Below are 13,542 nucleotides of genomic sequence, written 5' to 3'. Positions count from 1 at the left end.
TGCTTCAGTGCTTGCGGGGGCGGAGCTTGCGAAGCTCTGCCTTCAATGCGGCCAGTTGCTGTTCCGCCGCCGTCGCGCGCCGCCGGGCTTCCTCTTCGCGCCGCCGGGCTTCCTCCTCGCGCCGTCGTGCCTCCGCCGCCAGGAGCCGCTCCGCCTTCCTGCGCCGTCGGGCCTCCGCGTCCGCGCGCTGCTGGGCCTTGTCGATCTTCTCCCGGAGTTGCTTCAGCATCTCCGACGACTCGAGCAGCAGCTTCTGGTCCGCCCACAAGAGCAGCCGGTCGTCCCGCACTTCCAGGTCCAATCCCAGCACCTTCGAGACGTATCGCCCCTTGCGCGGCTTGATGGGCACGTACGTGCGTGCCGTGCGCGACTTCAGCCGGTATCCCAGCAACTGCTCCCGTGAGCGGTCGTAGATGAAGTACTCGGGGATGCCCAGCCGGGCGTAGCGCTCCACGTTGAACTGGGCGTCCTTCTTCCGGTCGCCCCCGACGTGGACCTCCAGCACCCAGTCCAGGCCCTTGCCCTCGTCGCTCACGAGCCACTTCCCACGGCTGTGAGACTCGACGTCGAACACCACCAGCACGTCGGGCGCGAAGCGCCGCTCCCCCGGGGAGTAGACCGGTAGCTCCGAGCCCACGTACACCTTGCGCCGCCGGTGGCCGAAGTACCCCTTGAGCACGTCGAGGGCCCGGTGTTTGCCCTCCTGGTGCCTGTCTCCCTCCGGCGGCGACATCTCCCAGTCCGGAACTTCATCAGGCAGCGACTCCACCACCTCCGCCCGCTCCTCGGGCCCCATCGCATCCCACTCCTCTTGCGTGGGAGCTCGAGGGGAGGCCTGCCCACGACGCCTGTCATCCGCGTGCCATCCCATGCCGTGAGAGCGTGAGGCTGGCACCCTCGCGCGTCAATGCCTCACGGTGCATGGCAAACGGCGCGCCAGTCGGTGCCTCGGCACACCCGTGCGAGCAGTGCATCGGCGTGTCTCCGCTCCGCATCCAGAAAGAATGAACACGTCCAGTCGCACGGACTTCTCATGCGCTCTCGCGCCAGGATTTTCGAACGAATCTGGATTCAACCGACGCGAGGCTTCGCGTTCAGCCCCAGGAGCGCGCCGGGTCCTGGTCCACGGTGAGCCCGGTCTCCTTCAGCACGGCGTGGATGCGCAGGCGCGCCTGGGCCCACGGGAGTGCTTCCACGCGGTAGCCGTCGAGCGCGTTCATCAGGTGCCCGCGGTAGCTCGGGTGGCCCGGGTCCGCGAGGATGACCACGCCCCGGTCGGTGGTGGAGCGGATGAGCCGGCCCACACCCTGGCGCAGCAGCAAGAGCGCGCGAGGCAGCCGGTACTGGAGGAAGCCCAGGTACTCGCCACCACCGCGCACCAGCGGCTCCTCGCGCGCCGCCACCAGCGGGCGCAGCGCGGGCTCCAGCGGCAGCTTGTCGATGAAGACGCAGCCCACGCCCCGGCCCGGGATGTCCACGCCCTGCCAGAAGCTCTTCGTGCCCAGCAGCACCGTGCCCGTGTCGCGCTCCTGCCGCGCCGCCAGCGAGCGGCTGTGCCCGCGCGACTGCCGCATCACCTCGATGCCCAGCGGCTCCAGTCGCGTCCGCACCTCCGCGCCCACGCGCTCCATGCGCCGCGTGGATGCGAAGAGCCCGAGCAGGCGCCCGCCCATGGTCTGCGCCAGCCCTGAGATTCGCAGCGCGGCCCACTCCACGAAGGCCTCCTCGTGCGCGCGCGGCGCGTCGGTGACGAGCACCACCAGCGCCTGCTCCCGCAGCCGGAAGGGGGAGGGCGCGCGCACCAGCTTCGGCGCGGGCTGCTCGCCACGTCCGTCCAGGCCCAGCCGCCGCAGCACGAAGGGAGCGCCGTCGCCGATGCCCAGCGTGGCCGACGCCATCACCAGCGAGCGCTTGCTCGCGGCGAAGTCGCGCGACACATACCCGGACACGTCCACCGGCTGCGCGCCCACGCTCCAGCGCTGCTTCTTCGGCTCCGCCGTGGCCGCGTAGCACCGCCCCGGCGCGGGCTCGCCGGACAGCTCGCCCGCGAGCACCGCCAATTCACCCAGCTCCGTGGTGGCACCGGACAGCTCGCGCTCCAGCGCGGGGTTGCGCGCCGCCAACTCCGGCAGGGCCGCCAGCACCCGCACCGCGAGCAGCGTGTGCAGAGTCTGGAGTGCGCCGCGAACCGCCTCGAGCCCGTCGCGCACCGGCTCCCAGGCGGGCAGGGCGCGCACGGTCTCCGTCACCCGCAGCTCGGGCGCATAGGTGTCCTCCGCGTCCTCGCCCACGGCGGTGGCGCCCGGCTCGCACAGCGCCGTCACGCTCGCGCCCAGGCCGCGCGCCTCGTCCAGCAGCCGGCGCAGTCCGTCCTCCACCTCGCCCATCAGCGCGCGCGACTCGGCCCGTGCGTGGCCCAGGGCCCGTCGCAGCTCCGCGAAGAGACCGCGCCGCCCATCGCGTCCGTGCAGCCGCTCCGTGAGGCGCTGGAAGGCCAGGTCGGACAGCTCCACGGCCAGCGCGGTGGTGGCCACGTCCTCCACCTCGTGCGCCTCGTCGAGCACCAGGTGGTCCAGCTTCGGGTAGCGCGCGGGCCAGGCGAAGGCGAGGGACTGGTTGATGACCAGCACGTCCGCCTCGCGGGCCTGCGCCACCGCCGAGTGGTAGAAGCACTGGTGGAAGTGCGGGCACTTCTCGCCCAGCGTCGTCGCCGCCTCCGAGCGCACCGCCGGAATCAGCCCGTACATCGCCGGGAAGCGCTCTCGGAACCAGTGGCTCAGGCGGTCCAAATCACCTTCGCCGCTGCGGCGCATGTACGCGCGCAGGTACGCCCGGGGCGCGCGCGCGGCGTGGCCCATGCCGGGCTCCACCCGCGTGGCCTCCAGCGCGCGGCGGCGGCAGAGGTAGTTCGTCTGGCCCTTGAGCAGCGCGTAGCCGAAGGCGCCATTCATGGCCCGGTGCAGCCGGGGCAGGTCCTTCTCCAGGAGCTGGTCCTGCAGCGTCTTGGTGTGCGGCGCCACGCCCACCTTGCGCCCGTTGCGCGCGGCGAAGAGGGCCGCGGGCGCCAGGTACGCCAGCGATTTGCCCGTGCCCGTGCCGGCCTCCACCGCCACCTGCCCGCCGTCCGACAGCGTGCGCGCCACCGCCTGCGCCACGTCGAGCTGCGCGGGCCGGCTGAGGAAGCCCTCGCCCATGCGCTCCAGCGTGCCGCCCGCGCCGAGCACGGCCGTCACCTCGTCCGGACGTACCGGCAGGAGCGGAGTGTCCTCGTCCGCTTCAATCGTCGCGCCGCCCGCGCGCCGCCGCTCCGGACGGCCACGAAGAAAGCCCTGTGCCTCCAGCTTCAGCGGCGTGGACACCGCCCGGCACGCTTTGCGCAGGCGCGACAGCAGGTCCACCAGCGGCCACTCCTCGTAGTCGAAGGCGCCGTGCGCCTCCTCCTCGAGGCCCGCGTCGGCCTGCGCCAGCCGCAACTCCGCGCCCGGGCGCGGGTCCAGCATGGAGAGCAGCTCGGAGATGTCATCCCCGCGTCCGTCGCGGATGCAGCGCTCCATGGCGTGCACCAGCACGGACGCCACCGCCTCGCAGTCCGACACGGCCCGGTGCGGCTGACGGAGCGCCAGCCCCGCCCACCGCAGCAGCGACTCCAGCGAGTGGCTGGGCAGCTCCGGGTGCAGGTAGTGCATCAGCTCGCACGAGTCGAGCACCGGGGCACGGATGCGTCCCAGCACGTCCGGCAGGAAGCTCTTCTCGAAGGGCGCGTTGTGCGCCACCACCGTCCACCCGGTGAGCAGCTCGCGCAGCTCCGCCGCGTCGGTGCCGAAGCGGGGGCGGCCCATCAGGTCCGCGTCCGTCAGGCCCGTCAGCCGGCGGATGGTGAGGGGCAGGGGCCGAGACGCCGAGTACAGGCGCGCGAAGCGGTCCACCTCGCGCCCGCCCTCGTAGAAGACACAGCCCAGCTCGATGACCTCGTCCACACGCGGGTCCAACCCCGTGGTCTCGAGGTCCAGGAAGACATGCCGGGTGAAGAGCTCCGCCGCGCCGCCCATGCAGGGCGCCAACCCTAAGGCCGACTCGCGGCGGAGGACAGAAAACGGCCGACGCCGTCAGTCCACCATGAACACGCCGGAAATCATCTTCCCCATGGCGCAGCCGTACACGAGCTTGCCGGACTCCTTCGGGGTGAAGGTGATTTCCACCGGCTTGTCGAGCGGCAGCGCGGTGTTGATGTCGTAGCCGTCCATGACGATTTCGGTGGCGCACGTCTGGTCCGTCTTGCGCGTCACCACCAGTTTCACCGGCTCACCCTTCTTGAGATTCACCGGGCTGGGCTCGTAGCCCTTCTCCGTGACGGTCAGCTCCACCACGCGCACGCCGTTCTCCCGCTTCTCGGGCGCGGAGGGCGCCGCGGCCTCCGCCTTCGCGGCGCCGGAGTCCTTGGCGCACCCCTGCAGCGTGGCGCCGGCGCCGAGCATGGCGGCCGTCGCGGCCAGGGCGAGCCAGGGCTTGATGATGCGGGAGAGGAACGGGCGCATGGTGTGTCTCGGTGGAGGAAGGGAAGGGGACGGCGCCTCGGAGACGCAGGCTCTCAGGCCTCGTCCTCCGAAGCGCTCTCGGCGGCCGGAGGCTCGAAGCGGAGCAGGGCGTGCAGCGGCACGAAGACCTCGTGCCCCGTCTCGCCGAGCAGCAGGTCGAACCGGCCCACGTGCATCAGCGGCAGCTGCAGCGTGATTCCGTTGCGCAGCACCAGCTTCACCGTCTGACCGATGTGGTCCAGGAACGCGCGAGGGTCCGAATACGGACGCTTGTCCGGCTGGCGCGCCACGGCCGCGGGCTTCTGCGTGAGCTTCGCGTCGCGCTCCAGGCCCGGCAGCAGCCGCTCCCAGTCCGCGCGGCGGGCCAGCAGCACCACCTGCAGCTTCTCCAGCCGCCCGGTGCGCTCCAGCGTGAAGGCGATGGGCTCGTCCACCTGCAGCGTGTCCAGCAGCGAGCGCTCCGCCAGCACCACGGAGACCTCCCCCTTGGTGCTGATGAGGTGGGTGAGGAACTCGGCGACGATGGCGTTCTCCACCTCGCCGCGGGCCTGCTTGATGGCGGCCTTGCGCTGCGTGCGCTCCTTGCGCGCCATGAACTCCGCCACCGTCATGCCGCTCTGGAGCACGCCGAAGGCGTCACCCAGCGACAGGCCCGGCGTCTGGCCCATGAGCTCGTACACCTGGTCGAAGCGCTTCGCCTCCTCGGCGTGCAGCTTGCGCCAGATGCGGCACTTCATCTTCCCTTCCAGCTCGCCCTTGGCGATGCGGGCCGGGACGTGCTCGCGCACCGCCAGCGCCTGGATCTGCTCAGGCGTGGGAGGCGGGCGCGGCGTGGAGGGACGGAACCCGCCCGGACGCCCACCGAAGCCACCCGGACGGGGACCGGCGCCGGGGCCACCGGGACGCGGGCCCATGGGACGCGCGCCCGCGCCCGGCCCCATACCGGTACCGGCCGGACGGGGCGTGGGCGCCACGCCCGGCGAGGGGCGCGGCGTGGGCGTGGGCGTGGGTGCCGGAGCCACGCCCGCTGTTGGCCGGGGCGCGGGGGCCGGCGAGGGAGCCGGGGCCGGGCTCGTGGGCCGGGGCGTGGGGGTGGGCGTCGGAGCCACGCCGGCCGTGGGCCGGGGCGTGGGCGTCGGGGCCGCGGGCCGGGGCGTCGGAGTGGGGCGCGGCGTGGGCGTCGGGGTGGGAGTTGCCGCCGTGGGGGTCGGCGTCACCGGGGCGCTGCCGGGTGTCGAGGCCGGGCGCCGGATGACTTCAACCGCGGGGACCACCCGCCGTGTCTTCCTGTCGTTCACAGTCGTACGTTACCTGATGCGAGTTTTCCGGGCATGCCCGGCTTCACGGCTGGAGGGAGGCTGTAAGGTCCACCTTCCATCCGGACGGCTCCCGTACCATCCGGACCTCGTGGTTGCTGCCGGCGGAGCGCACGAGCACGGTTGCCGTGTCGCCCTCCTCACGGACCAGCGAGACCTCCGTAACATCCGGAGGGGGAGGCACATTCGCGAAGAAGAGGTCCAGCGGCTCCGGCTTCTCGGTGCTTCCGGAGGCCTCGCCCACCGCCTTCGCCCGCTCGGTGAGCACGTCCTGGGTGGCCTTGGACAGCACCGCCCAGGCGTCCTTCCTCTCGCCCTTGCGTACCTTGTCGTAGAAGGTCCGGTAGGCGCCCTGTGGGGTGTCCTGGCGGTTGCAGCCGGCCACGCCTAGGCCAAACAGGACCAGGGCCAGAAGCCAGGGCATCTTCACGATCAGGCGCATGGAACCAGGGATTTAGGTCAAAGCGCTCCCGGGGGAAAGCCCGAGCTTCATCCATGTCACGCGGCGTGCTGATGGACGCGATTGCGTCCCGCTCCCTTGGCCGCATAGAGGCTGGTGTCCGCCGCCATCAGCAGCGCTTCCGCGCTCGCCAGGTCGGCCGCGGGCACCGTGGCCACACCCAGCGAGGCCGTCAGCCGCACCAGTGGCGGTGTCCCCTCGGTGCTCTGGGGCTCCAGCCCCAGCGCCGCAATCGCCTCGCGCACGCGCTCGCACACCTTCAGCGCGTCCTCCGGCCCCGTCTCCGGCAGCAGGGCGATGAACTCCTCGCCGCCGTAGCGCGCCAGCAGGTCCACCTCGCGCAGCCGCGTCCGCGCCGTCTGCGCCACGGCCTTGAGCACCTGGTCCCCGAAGGGGTGCCCGAAGGTGTCGTTGATGCGCTTGAAGTGGTCGATGTCCAGCATCACCAGCGACAGCGGCGAGCCGTAGCGCCGCGAGCGCGCGAACTCCTCGTTCAGCCGCTCCTCGAAGTAGCGCCGGTTGAACAGCCCGGTGAGCGCGTCCGTGCGGCTGAGCGCCAGCAGCTCCTCGCGCCGCCGCGCCAGCTCCTTGTTGGCGCGGTCCAGCTCGCGGTTCTTCTCCACCAGCGCGTCCTGCAGCACCTTCAGCCGCAGCATGGACTTCACCCGCGCCGACAGCTCCAGCATGTCGAAGGGCTTCACCAGGTAGTCGTCCGCCCCCAGCTCCAGCCCCTCCACCTTCCCCGCCGCCTGCCGCGCCGTCATCAGAATCACCGGGATGAAGCCGAAGCCGTCCTCCCCCGAGTTCGCCTTGATGATGCGGCACACCTCCACGCCGCCCAGCCCCGGCATCTCCACGTCCATCAGGATGAGGTCCGGCCGCGCCTGCCGGATGGCCGACAGCGCCTGCGTCCCGTCGTGCGCTTCCTTGAAGATGTAACCCTGTGGCGCCAGTCCCTCGCGGACATGACGGACATGCGCCGGGTCGTCATCCACGATGAGCACCGTCCGGCCGCTGAGCTCGCCCCCGGGAGACGCACGACGGGCGACCTCCAGCGTCCTCTTCCGTTCGCCGTCCGCCATCGTGTTTCGCCCCCGGTGCAATCATCCCGCGTCGCGAGAATGACCGCAATTCTCACCTGCCGAGGTGGGGAAGCCAAGAGGGCGGGCAAGTGCCCGTCATCACGGCGTCATTGCGGCTTGCGCAGCCGGGCCCGGTACACCGGCTCTCCGCTCGCCAGGTAGCGCCGCTCGCGGGTGGAGGGCACCTCCTCAGGATCGTAAGGATGGAAGACTCCTGAACCCAGGGGGTTCTGGAAACCCACGGATTCCAGGGTGAGGAGCATGGCCTCGCCCCGGTCCTTCACGTCCGTGCGCATGTCGAAGAGGCCTCCGGGTGCGAGCTTTGTGTACAGGAGCTGCGCGAAGGCGGGCTGGATGACGGCGCGCTTGGCGTGGGCGCGCTTCCACCAGGGGTCGGGGAACTGGAGGTGGATGGCGGCGAGCGAGTTGGGGGCGAAGATGCGGGGCACGACGAAGGTGGCATCGGCCTCGACGACGCGCAGGTTCTTCAGGCCGGCCTTGTCTCCGCGGGCCTGGGTGTCGCGCGCGTACTTCTTGCGCCACTCGAAGGCGATGAAGCGCACCTCGGGGTGGCGGCGGCAGTACTCCAGGGCGTGGCCTCCGGCGCCCGAGCCGATCTCCAGCTCCAGCGGGCCGGTGAAGCCGAACTCCGCGTCCCAGTCCGGAGGGGTTTCCTGGGAGACGAACTTGAGTCCGACGGGGTCGGGCAGCAGACGGGGACGGGCCATGGGAGGGGGGCCTCAACCATGGTGGCGCCCGTCTTGGCCAGGGAAAAACGCCCGGCCCCCGGGCTCCGGGGCTTGAGGTATACGGAGGGCCATGAAGGTCTACCACTCGGTGGCGGAGGCGGGCCGGGCGCTGGCCGGCCAGGCGCTCGCGCTGGGCAACTTCGACGGCGTCCACGTGGGCCACCAGGCCCTCTTCTCCGAGGCCCGCCGCCATGGCGCCGCCGCGGCCTTCACCTTCCACCCGCATCCCGGCAAGGTGCTCCAGCCGGAGCTGGCGCCCAAGCTGATCACCCTGCTGCCGCGCAAGCTGGAGCTGTTCGCGCAGTGCGACCTGTCCGCCGCCGTGGTGCAGCCCTTCACCCGGGACTACGCGCGCACCCCTCCCTCGGAGTTCGAGGCCGCCCTCTTCGACGCGCTCGGCGTGGCGCACGTGGTGGTGGGCAGTGACTTCACCTATGGCGCGGCCCGCGCCGGCACCGTGGCCACGCTGCGCGAGGCGGCCGCGAAGCGCGGCGCGCGGGTGCACGTGGTGGTGCCCGTCACCGTGGACGGCGTGGTGGCGTCCTCCTCTCGCGTGCGCGAGTACATCCTGGAGGGGCGCGTGTCCGCCGCGAAGCGGCTGCTGGGCCGCCCCTTCGACCTGGACGGCACGGTGGTGGCCGGGGCGGGGCGGGGGCGGGGCATCGGCTTTCCCACCGCCAACGTGGACACGCAGAACGAGCTGCGCCCCGCGCCCGGTGTCTATGCGATTCGGGTGCACCTGCCCGGTGAGGCAGGCGGACAGGGCACGTGGCACGCGGGCGCCGCCAATATCGGCGTGAAGCCCACCTTTGGCGGCACCGAGGTCACCATCGAGGCACACCTGCTGGACTTCTCGGGTGACCTCTATGGGAAGGAGCTGCGGGTGCAGTTCCTGGAGCGGCTGCGTCCCGAGCAGCGCTTCGGCTCCGTGGCGGAGCTCGTCGGGCAGATCAAACGTGACGTGGAGGCCGCGCGCACCGTCATCGCCGGTGTGGGTGACTGAGCGTTTTCCCGTGTCTCTTCAACGGGTTGACCTGCCAAGGGAGCAGGCGGGGCCGCCTTGACGCGAGCGCGCGGCTCCCCTCTAATTCGTAATCAGGAACCGTGCCAGGAGCCCCCGTGGCCCCTGTCATCTCCCCCTGTCTCCTGAGTGCGAGGTGGGCTCCAGCCCCTCTCGTTCCTCTTTTCCTCAAGGAAGAGGCTTCAACGAATGTCCGGTCGACTCGGTGAACTGCTGGTTCGCGAGAACCTCATCTCCATCCAGCAGCTGCGCAAGGCCCAGGAAGAGCAGCAGAAGAACGGCACGCGCATCGGCACCGCCCTCATCAAGACGGGTGCCATCGAGGAATCGAAGCTCACCGACTTCCTCTCCAAGCAGTACGGCGTCCCGGCCATCAACCTGAAGGACTTCGACATCGATCCGGAAATCATCAAGCTCGTGCCCAAGGAAGTGGCCGAGAAGCATCTGGTGATTCCCGTCAATCGCGCCGGCCCGTCGCTCATCGTGGCCATGTGCGACCCGTCCAACATCTTCGCTGTGGACGACCTGAAGTTCCTCACCGGCTACAACATCGAGACGGTGGTGGCCTCCGAGGTCTCCATCCGCGAGGCGATTGAGCGCTACTACGCGGAGAAGGGCCCCTCCCTCGAGGACATCGTCGGCGACGTCACGGACGACATCGAGACGGTGAAGGAGGAGACGGAGAACCTGGATGAGATGACCAAGGCCGCGGACGACGCGCCGGTGGTCAAGCTGGTGAACCTCATCCTCATGGACGCCATCAAGAAGCGCGCGTCCGATATCCACATCGAGCCGTACGAGAAGGACTTCCGCGTCCGCTTCCGCATCGACGGCGTGATGTACGAGGTCATGAAGCCGCCCATGAAGCTTCGCAACGCGATTACGTCGCGTTTGAAGATCATGGCCTCGCTGGACATCTCCGAGCGGCGCCTGCCGCAGGACGGCCGCATCAAGATCAAGATGGGCGGCGGCAAGGAGATGGACTTCCGCGTGAGCGTGTGCCCCACGCTCTTCGGCGAGAAGGTCGTGATGCGTCTGCTCGACAAGAGCAACCTCCAGCTGGACATGACCAAGCTGGGCTTCGACGCGCAGCCGCTGGCCTGGTTCAAGGAGGCCATCGACCGGCCCTACGGCATGGTGCTGGTGACGGGCCCCACGGGCTCCGGCAAGACGACGACGCTCTACTCCGCGCTCGCCAGCCTCAACGGCGTGGACACCAACATCTCCACCGCGGAAGACCCCGTCGAGTTCAACTTCGCCGGCATCAACCAGGTGCAGATGCACGAGGACATCGGCCTCAACTTCGCCGCGGCGCTGCGCTCCTTCCTCCGCCAGGACCCGGACATCATCATGATTGGTGAGATCCGCGACTTCGAGACGGCGGAAATCGGCGTGAAGGCGGCGCTCACCGGCCACCTCGTGCTCTCCACGCTGCACACCAACGACGCCCCGGGCACGGTCAGCCGTCTGCTCAACATGGGCATCGAGCCGTTCCTCGTGACGGCCTCGCTCAACCTCATCCTCGCCCAGCGTCTGGCGCGCCGCCTGTGCCCCGCGTGCAAGAAGCCGGCGGAGAAGGTGGACGAGCAGGCCCTCATCGACGCGGGCGTGCCGCCGGACAAGATGGGCACCTTCACCATGTACGAGAAGGTCGGCTGCCGCGACTGCAATGACCGCGGCTACCGGGGTCGCGTGGCCATCTACGAGGTCATGCCCTTCTGGGACGGCCTCAAGGAGCTGGTCATCAACGGCGCCTCGGCCGCCGAGCTCAAGCAGGAGGCCATCCGCCTCGGCATGAGCAGCCTGCGCATGTCCGCCCTGAGGAAGATGATGGACGGCCTCACCACCCTCGAGGAAGTCGTCGGCAACACCGCGCCGGACCGCTTCTAGTCACTCCTCCCCCCACCGCGTCACCCGAAGGACATCCCCCCGTGGCCAACCTGCACCAGCTCCTCAAGGCGATGGTCGAGAAGGGCGCTTCCGACCTCCACATCACCACCGGTTCGCCGCCGCAGCTCCGTGTCGACGGCGAGCTCGTCCCCTTGAAGACGGCGCCGTTGACTCCCGTGGAGACCAAGCAGCTCTGCTACTCCATCCTCACGGACGCCCAGAAGCACAAGTTCGAGGAGGACAACGAGCTGGACCTGTCCTTCGGCGTGAAGGGGCTGTCCCGCTTCCGCGCCAACATCTTCATGCAGCGTGGCGCGGTGGCCGGCGCGTTCCGCACCATTCCCTTCAAGATTTTGACCTTCCAGGAGCTGGGCCTGCCCCCCGTCGTCGCGGAGCTGGTGAAGAAGCCCCGCGGCCTCATCCTGGTGACGGGCCCCACGGGCTCGGGCAAGTCCACCACGCTGGCCTCGATGATCGACAAGATCAACACCGAGCGTCATGAGCACATCATGACCATCGAGGACCCCATCGAGTACCTGCACCCGCACAAGAACTGCCTCGTCAACCAGCGCGAGGTGGGCGCGGACACGCGCAACTTCAAGACGGCCCTCAAGTACATCCTCCGCCAGGACCCGGACGTGGTGCTCGTCGGCGAGCTCCGCGACCTGGAGACGATTGAGGCGGCGCTCACCATCGCCGAGACGGGCCACATCTGCTACGCCACGCTGCACACCAACAGCGCGGTGCAGACCATCAACCGCATCCTGGACGTGTTCCCGCCGTACCAGCAGCCGCAGGTGCGCGCGCAGCTCTCCTTCGTGCTCGAGGGCGTGATGAGCCAGGCGCTGGTGGCCAAGGCGGGGGCCCCCGGCCGCGTGCTCGCGCTGGAGGTGATGGTGCCCAACCCCGCCATCCGGAACCTCATCCGCGAGGACAAGGTCCACCAGATCTACTCCTCCATGCAGGTGGGCCAGGCGAAGTACGGCATGCAGACCTTCAACCAGGCCCTGGCGGCGCTCCTCATCCGCCGCGTCATCTCCCAGGACGAGGCCTTCGGCCGCTCGAGCGACCCGGAGGAGCTGCGTAACATCCTGGCCACCGGTGGCCAGAACCTCCCGGGCGTGGGCCAGCAGCGGCCAGCCGGGGGAGCGGGTGGTCGTTAGTTCTGGGAATTTCGAATCCGGGGTTAGACTCGCGCGGCGTCCGCGGAGGTCCAGGTCATGGCAGCACCTGCCGTTCAACAGAAAGCCGTAGCCCCCAAGAAGAACACGTCGCTGTTCCTCTGGGAGGCGAAGACCAAGAGCGGGGAGACGAAGAAGGGCGAGATGGAGGCCTCGGACACCGAGGCCGTCAACGCCCGCCTCAAGTCCCTGGGCCTCAACCCCACCAAGGTGCGCAAGAAGGGCGCCCTGGATGGGGACCTCGTCCTGCCAGGCATTGGCGGGGTGACGGGCAAGGACATCCTCATCTTCACCCGTCAGTTCGCCACGATGATCGACGCCGGCCTGCCGCTGGTGCAGTGCCTCGACATCCTGGCCAGCCAGATGGACAACCCCGCCTTCAAGAAGGTGTTGTTCGCCATCAAGGGCAAGGTGGAGCAGGGCAGTACCTTCGCTGACGCTCTGAAGGACCACCCCAAGGTCTTCGACGAGCTCTACACCCAGCTGTGCGCCGCGGGTGAGGTGGGCGGTATCCTCGACTCCATCCTCAACCGCCTCGCCGCCTACCGCGAGAAGAACGAGAAGCTCAAGGCCAAGGTCAAGAGCGCGATGACCTACCCGGCCATCGTCTTGCTCGTGGCCGTCGGCGTGACGGCGCTGCTGCTCCTCAAGGTGACGCCGGTGTTCGCCAAGATGTTCGCGGACTTCGGCTCGGAGCTGCCGGGCCCCACCCAGTTCGTGGTGGACCTGTCCGAGTGGGCCCAGAGCAACTGGTACTGGGTCGCGGGCGGCATCATCGTGGTGGTGGTGTCCTTCTCCGCCAGCTACAACAACCCGAAGGGCCGCGTGTTCTGGGACAAGGTGTTCCTGAAGATGCCGCTCTTCGGCCCGGTGATTCGCAAGGTCGCGGTGGCCCGCTTCACCCGCACGCTGGGCACCATGCTCTCCTCGGGCGTGCCCATCCTCGACGCGCTCGACGTGACGGCGAAGACGGCCGGCAACCGCACCGTGGAAGCGGCCATCTACTACGTGCGCGGCAAGATTTCCGAGGGCAAGAACATCGCGGGCCCGCTGGCGGACACCAAGGTGTTCCCGTCCATGGTGGTGCAGATGATTGGCGTCGGTGAGGCCACCGGCGCCATGGACACCATGCTCAACAAGATCGCCGACTTCTACGACGACGAGGTGGACGCGGCGGTCAGCGCGCTCACCTCCATGATTGAGCCCATCATGATGGTGTTCCTCGGCGGCGTGGTCGGCGGCTTCCTCATCGCCATGTACCTGCCCATCTTCTCCATTGCCGGTGCCATCAAGTAGTTCCCCGGCCCC

At 69.5% G+C, this 13,542-nt stretch carries 11 protein-coding genes; 4 read left to right on the top strand and 7 right to left on the bottom strand.

Translation table 11 applies throughout. The features are described 5' to 3' along the window. Nucleotides 1-4: 4 nt before the first annotated feature. The 7 genes from ACVTJA_RS40530 to trmB form a co-directional block, all read right to left on the bottom strand. On the bottom strand, nucleotides 5-796 hold the full coding sequence (locus tag ACVTJA_RS40530; protein WP_465828542.1) for a Uma2 family endonuclease: 792 nt from the start codon (nucleotides 794-796) through the stop codon (nucleotides 5-7). Nucleotides 797-1,094: 298 nt separating this feature from the next. Continuing rightward, on the bottom strand, nucleotides 1,095-4,049 hold the full coding sequence (locus ACVTJA_RS40525; protein WP_465840643.1) for a helicase C-terminal domain-containing protein: 2,955 nt from the start codon (nucleotides 4,047-4,049) through the stop codon (nucleotides 1,095-1,097). Between the two features lie 57 nt (nucleotides 4,050-4,106). Beyond that, complete coding sequence (locus ACVTJA_RS40520) at nucleotides 4,107-4,535, bottom strand: cupredoxin domain-containing protein (protein ID WP_465828540.1); 429 nt, start codon at nucleotides 4,533-4,535, stop codon at nucleotides 4,107-4,109. A 53-nt stretch (nucleotides 4,536-4,588) separates the two neighbouring features. Next, complete coding sequence (locus ACVTJA_RS40515) at nucleotides 4,589-5,557, bottom strand: hypothetical protein (RefSeq protein WP_465828538.1); 969 nt, start codon at nucleotides 5,555-5,557, stop codon at nucleotides 4,589-4,591. A gap of 319 nt (nucleotides 5,558-5,876) precedes the next feature. After that, on the bottom strand, nucleotides 5,877-6,293 hold the full coding sequence (locus tag ACVTJA_RS40510; protein WP_465828536.1) for a nuclear transport factor 2 family protein: 417 nt from the start codon (nucleotides 6,291-6,293) through the stop codon (nucleotides 5,877-5,879). 56 nt (nucleotides 6,294-6,349) lie between these two features. After that, a complete protein-coding gene (locus ACVTJA_RS40505; RefSeq protein ID WP_465828534.1) occupies nucleotides 6,350-7,393 on the bottom strand; it encodes a diguanylate cyclase in 1,044 nt (347 codons plus the stop codon). Nucleotides 7,394-7,500: 107 nt separating this feature from the next. Next, nucleotides 7,501-8,121 carry a tRNA (guanine(46)-N(7))-methyltransferase TrmB gene (gene trmB / locus ACVTJA_RS40500; protein WP_465828532.1) on the bottom strand — a complete coding sequence of 207 codons (621 nt, stop codon included), beginning with the start codon at nucleotides 8,119-8,121 and terminating at the stop codon, nucleotides 7,501-7,503. A gap of 91 nt (nucleotides 8,122-8,212) precedes the next feature. On the opposite strand from trmB, the gene ACVTJA_RS40495 reads away from it, so the two are divergent. From ACVTJA_RS40495 to pilC, 4 genes are all read left to right on the top strand, one after another. Beyond that, on the top strand, nucleotides 8,213-9,145 hold the full coding sequence (locus ACVTJA_RS40495) for a bifunctional riboflavin kinase/FAD synthetase (protein ID WP_465828530.1): 933 nt from the start codon (nucleotides 8,213-8,215) through the stop codon (nucleotides 9,143-9,145). Nucleotides 9,146-9,352: 207 nt separating this feature from the next. After that, nucleotides 9,353-11,053, top strand: a complete 1,701-nt coding sequence (gene pilB, locus ACVTJA_RS40490; RefSeq protein WP_465828528.1) for a type IV-A pilus assembly ATPase PilB — start codon at nucleotides 9,353-9,355, stop codon at nucleotides 11,051-11,053. A gap of 41 nt (nucleotides 11,054-11,094) precedes the next feature. After that, on the top strand, nucleotides 11,095-12,216 hold the full coding sequence (locus ACVTJA_RS40485) for a type IV pilus twitching motility protein PilT (protein ID WP_465828526.1): 1,122 nt from the start codon (nucleotides 11,095-11,097) through the stop codon (nucleotides 12,214-12,216). A gap of 57 nt (nucleotides 12,217-12,273) precedes the next feature. Further along, nucleotides 12,274-13,530, top strand: a complete 1,257-nt coding sequence (gene pilC / locus ACVTJA_RS40480) for a type IV pilus assembly protein PilC (protein WP_465828524.1) — start codon at nucleotides 12,274-12,276, stop codon at nucleotides 13,528-13,530. Nucleotides 13,531-13,542: the final 12 nt, after the last annotated feature.

It is taken from the genome of Pyxidicoccus sp. M6, assembly GCF_055568925.1.
The sequence above is the reverse complement of the archived record's forward strand: the minus strand, read 5'-3'. Positions and strand labels throughout refer to the sequence as shown.

What these genes read in the sequence shown, in the direction of transcription:
- ACVTJA_RS40530 (WP_465828542.1), bottom strand. Translation starts at nt 796, where the DNA reads ATGGGGCCCGAGGAGCGGGCGGAGGTGGTGGAGTCGCTGCCTGATGAA.
- ACVTJA_RS40525 (WP_465840643.1), bottom strand. Translation starts at nt 4,049, where the DNA reads ATGGGCGGCGCGGCGGAGCTCTTCACCCGGCATGTCTTCCTGGACCTC.
- ACVTJA_RS40520 (WP_465828540.1), bottom strand. Translation starts at nt 4,535, where the DNA reads ATGCGCCCGTTCCTCTCCCGCATCATCAAGCCCTGGCTCGCCCTGGCC.
- ACVTJA_RS40510 (WP_465828536.1), bottom strand. Translation starts at nt 6,293, where the DNA reads ATGCGCCTGATCGTGAAGATGCCCTGGCTTCTGGCCCTGGTCCTGTTT.
- ACVTJA_RS40505 (WP_465828534.1), bottom strand. Translation starts at nt 7,393, where the DNA reads ATGGCGGACGGCGAACGGAAGAGGACGCTGGAGGTCGCCCGTCGTGCG.
- trmB (WP_465828532.1), bottom strand. Translation starts at nt 8,121, where the DNA reads ATGGCCCGTCCCCGTCTGCTGCCCGACCCCGTCGGACTCAAGTTCGTC.
- ACVTJA_RS40495 (WP_465828530.1), top strand. Translation starts at nt 8,213, where the DNA reads ATGAAGGTCTACCACTCGGTGGCGGAGGCGGGCCGGGCGCTGGCCGGC.
- pilB (WP_465828528.1), top strand. Translation starts at nt 9,353, where the DNA reads ATGTCCGGTCGACTCGGTGAACTGCTGGTTCGCGAGAACCTCATCTCC.
- pilC (WP_465828524.1), top strand. Translation starts at nt 12,274, where the DNA reads ATGGCAGCACCTGCCGTTCAACAGAAAGCCGTAGCCCCCAAGAAGAAC.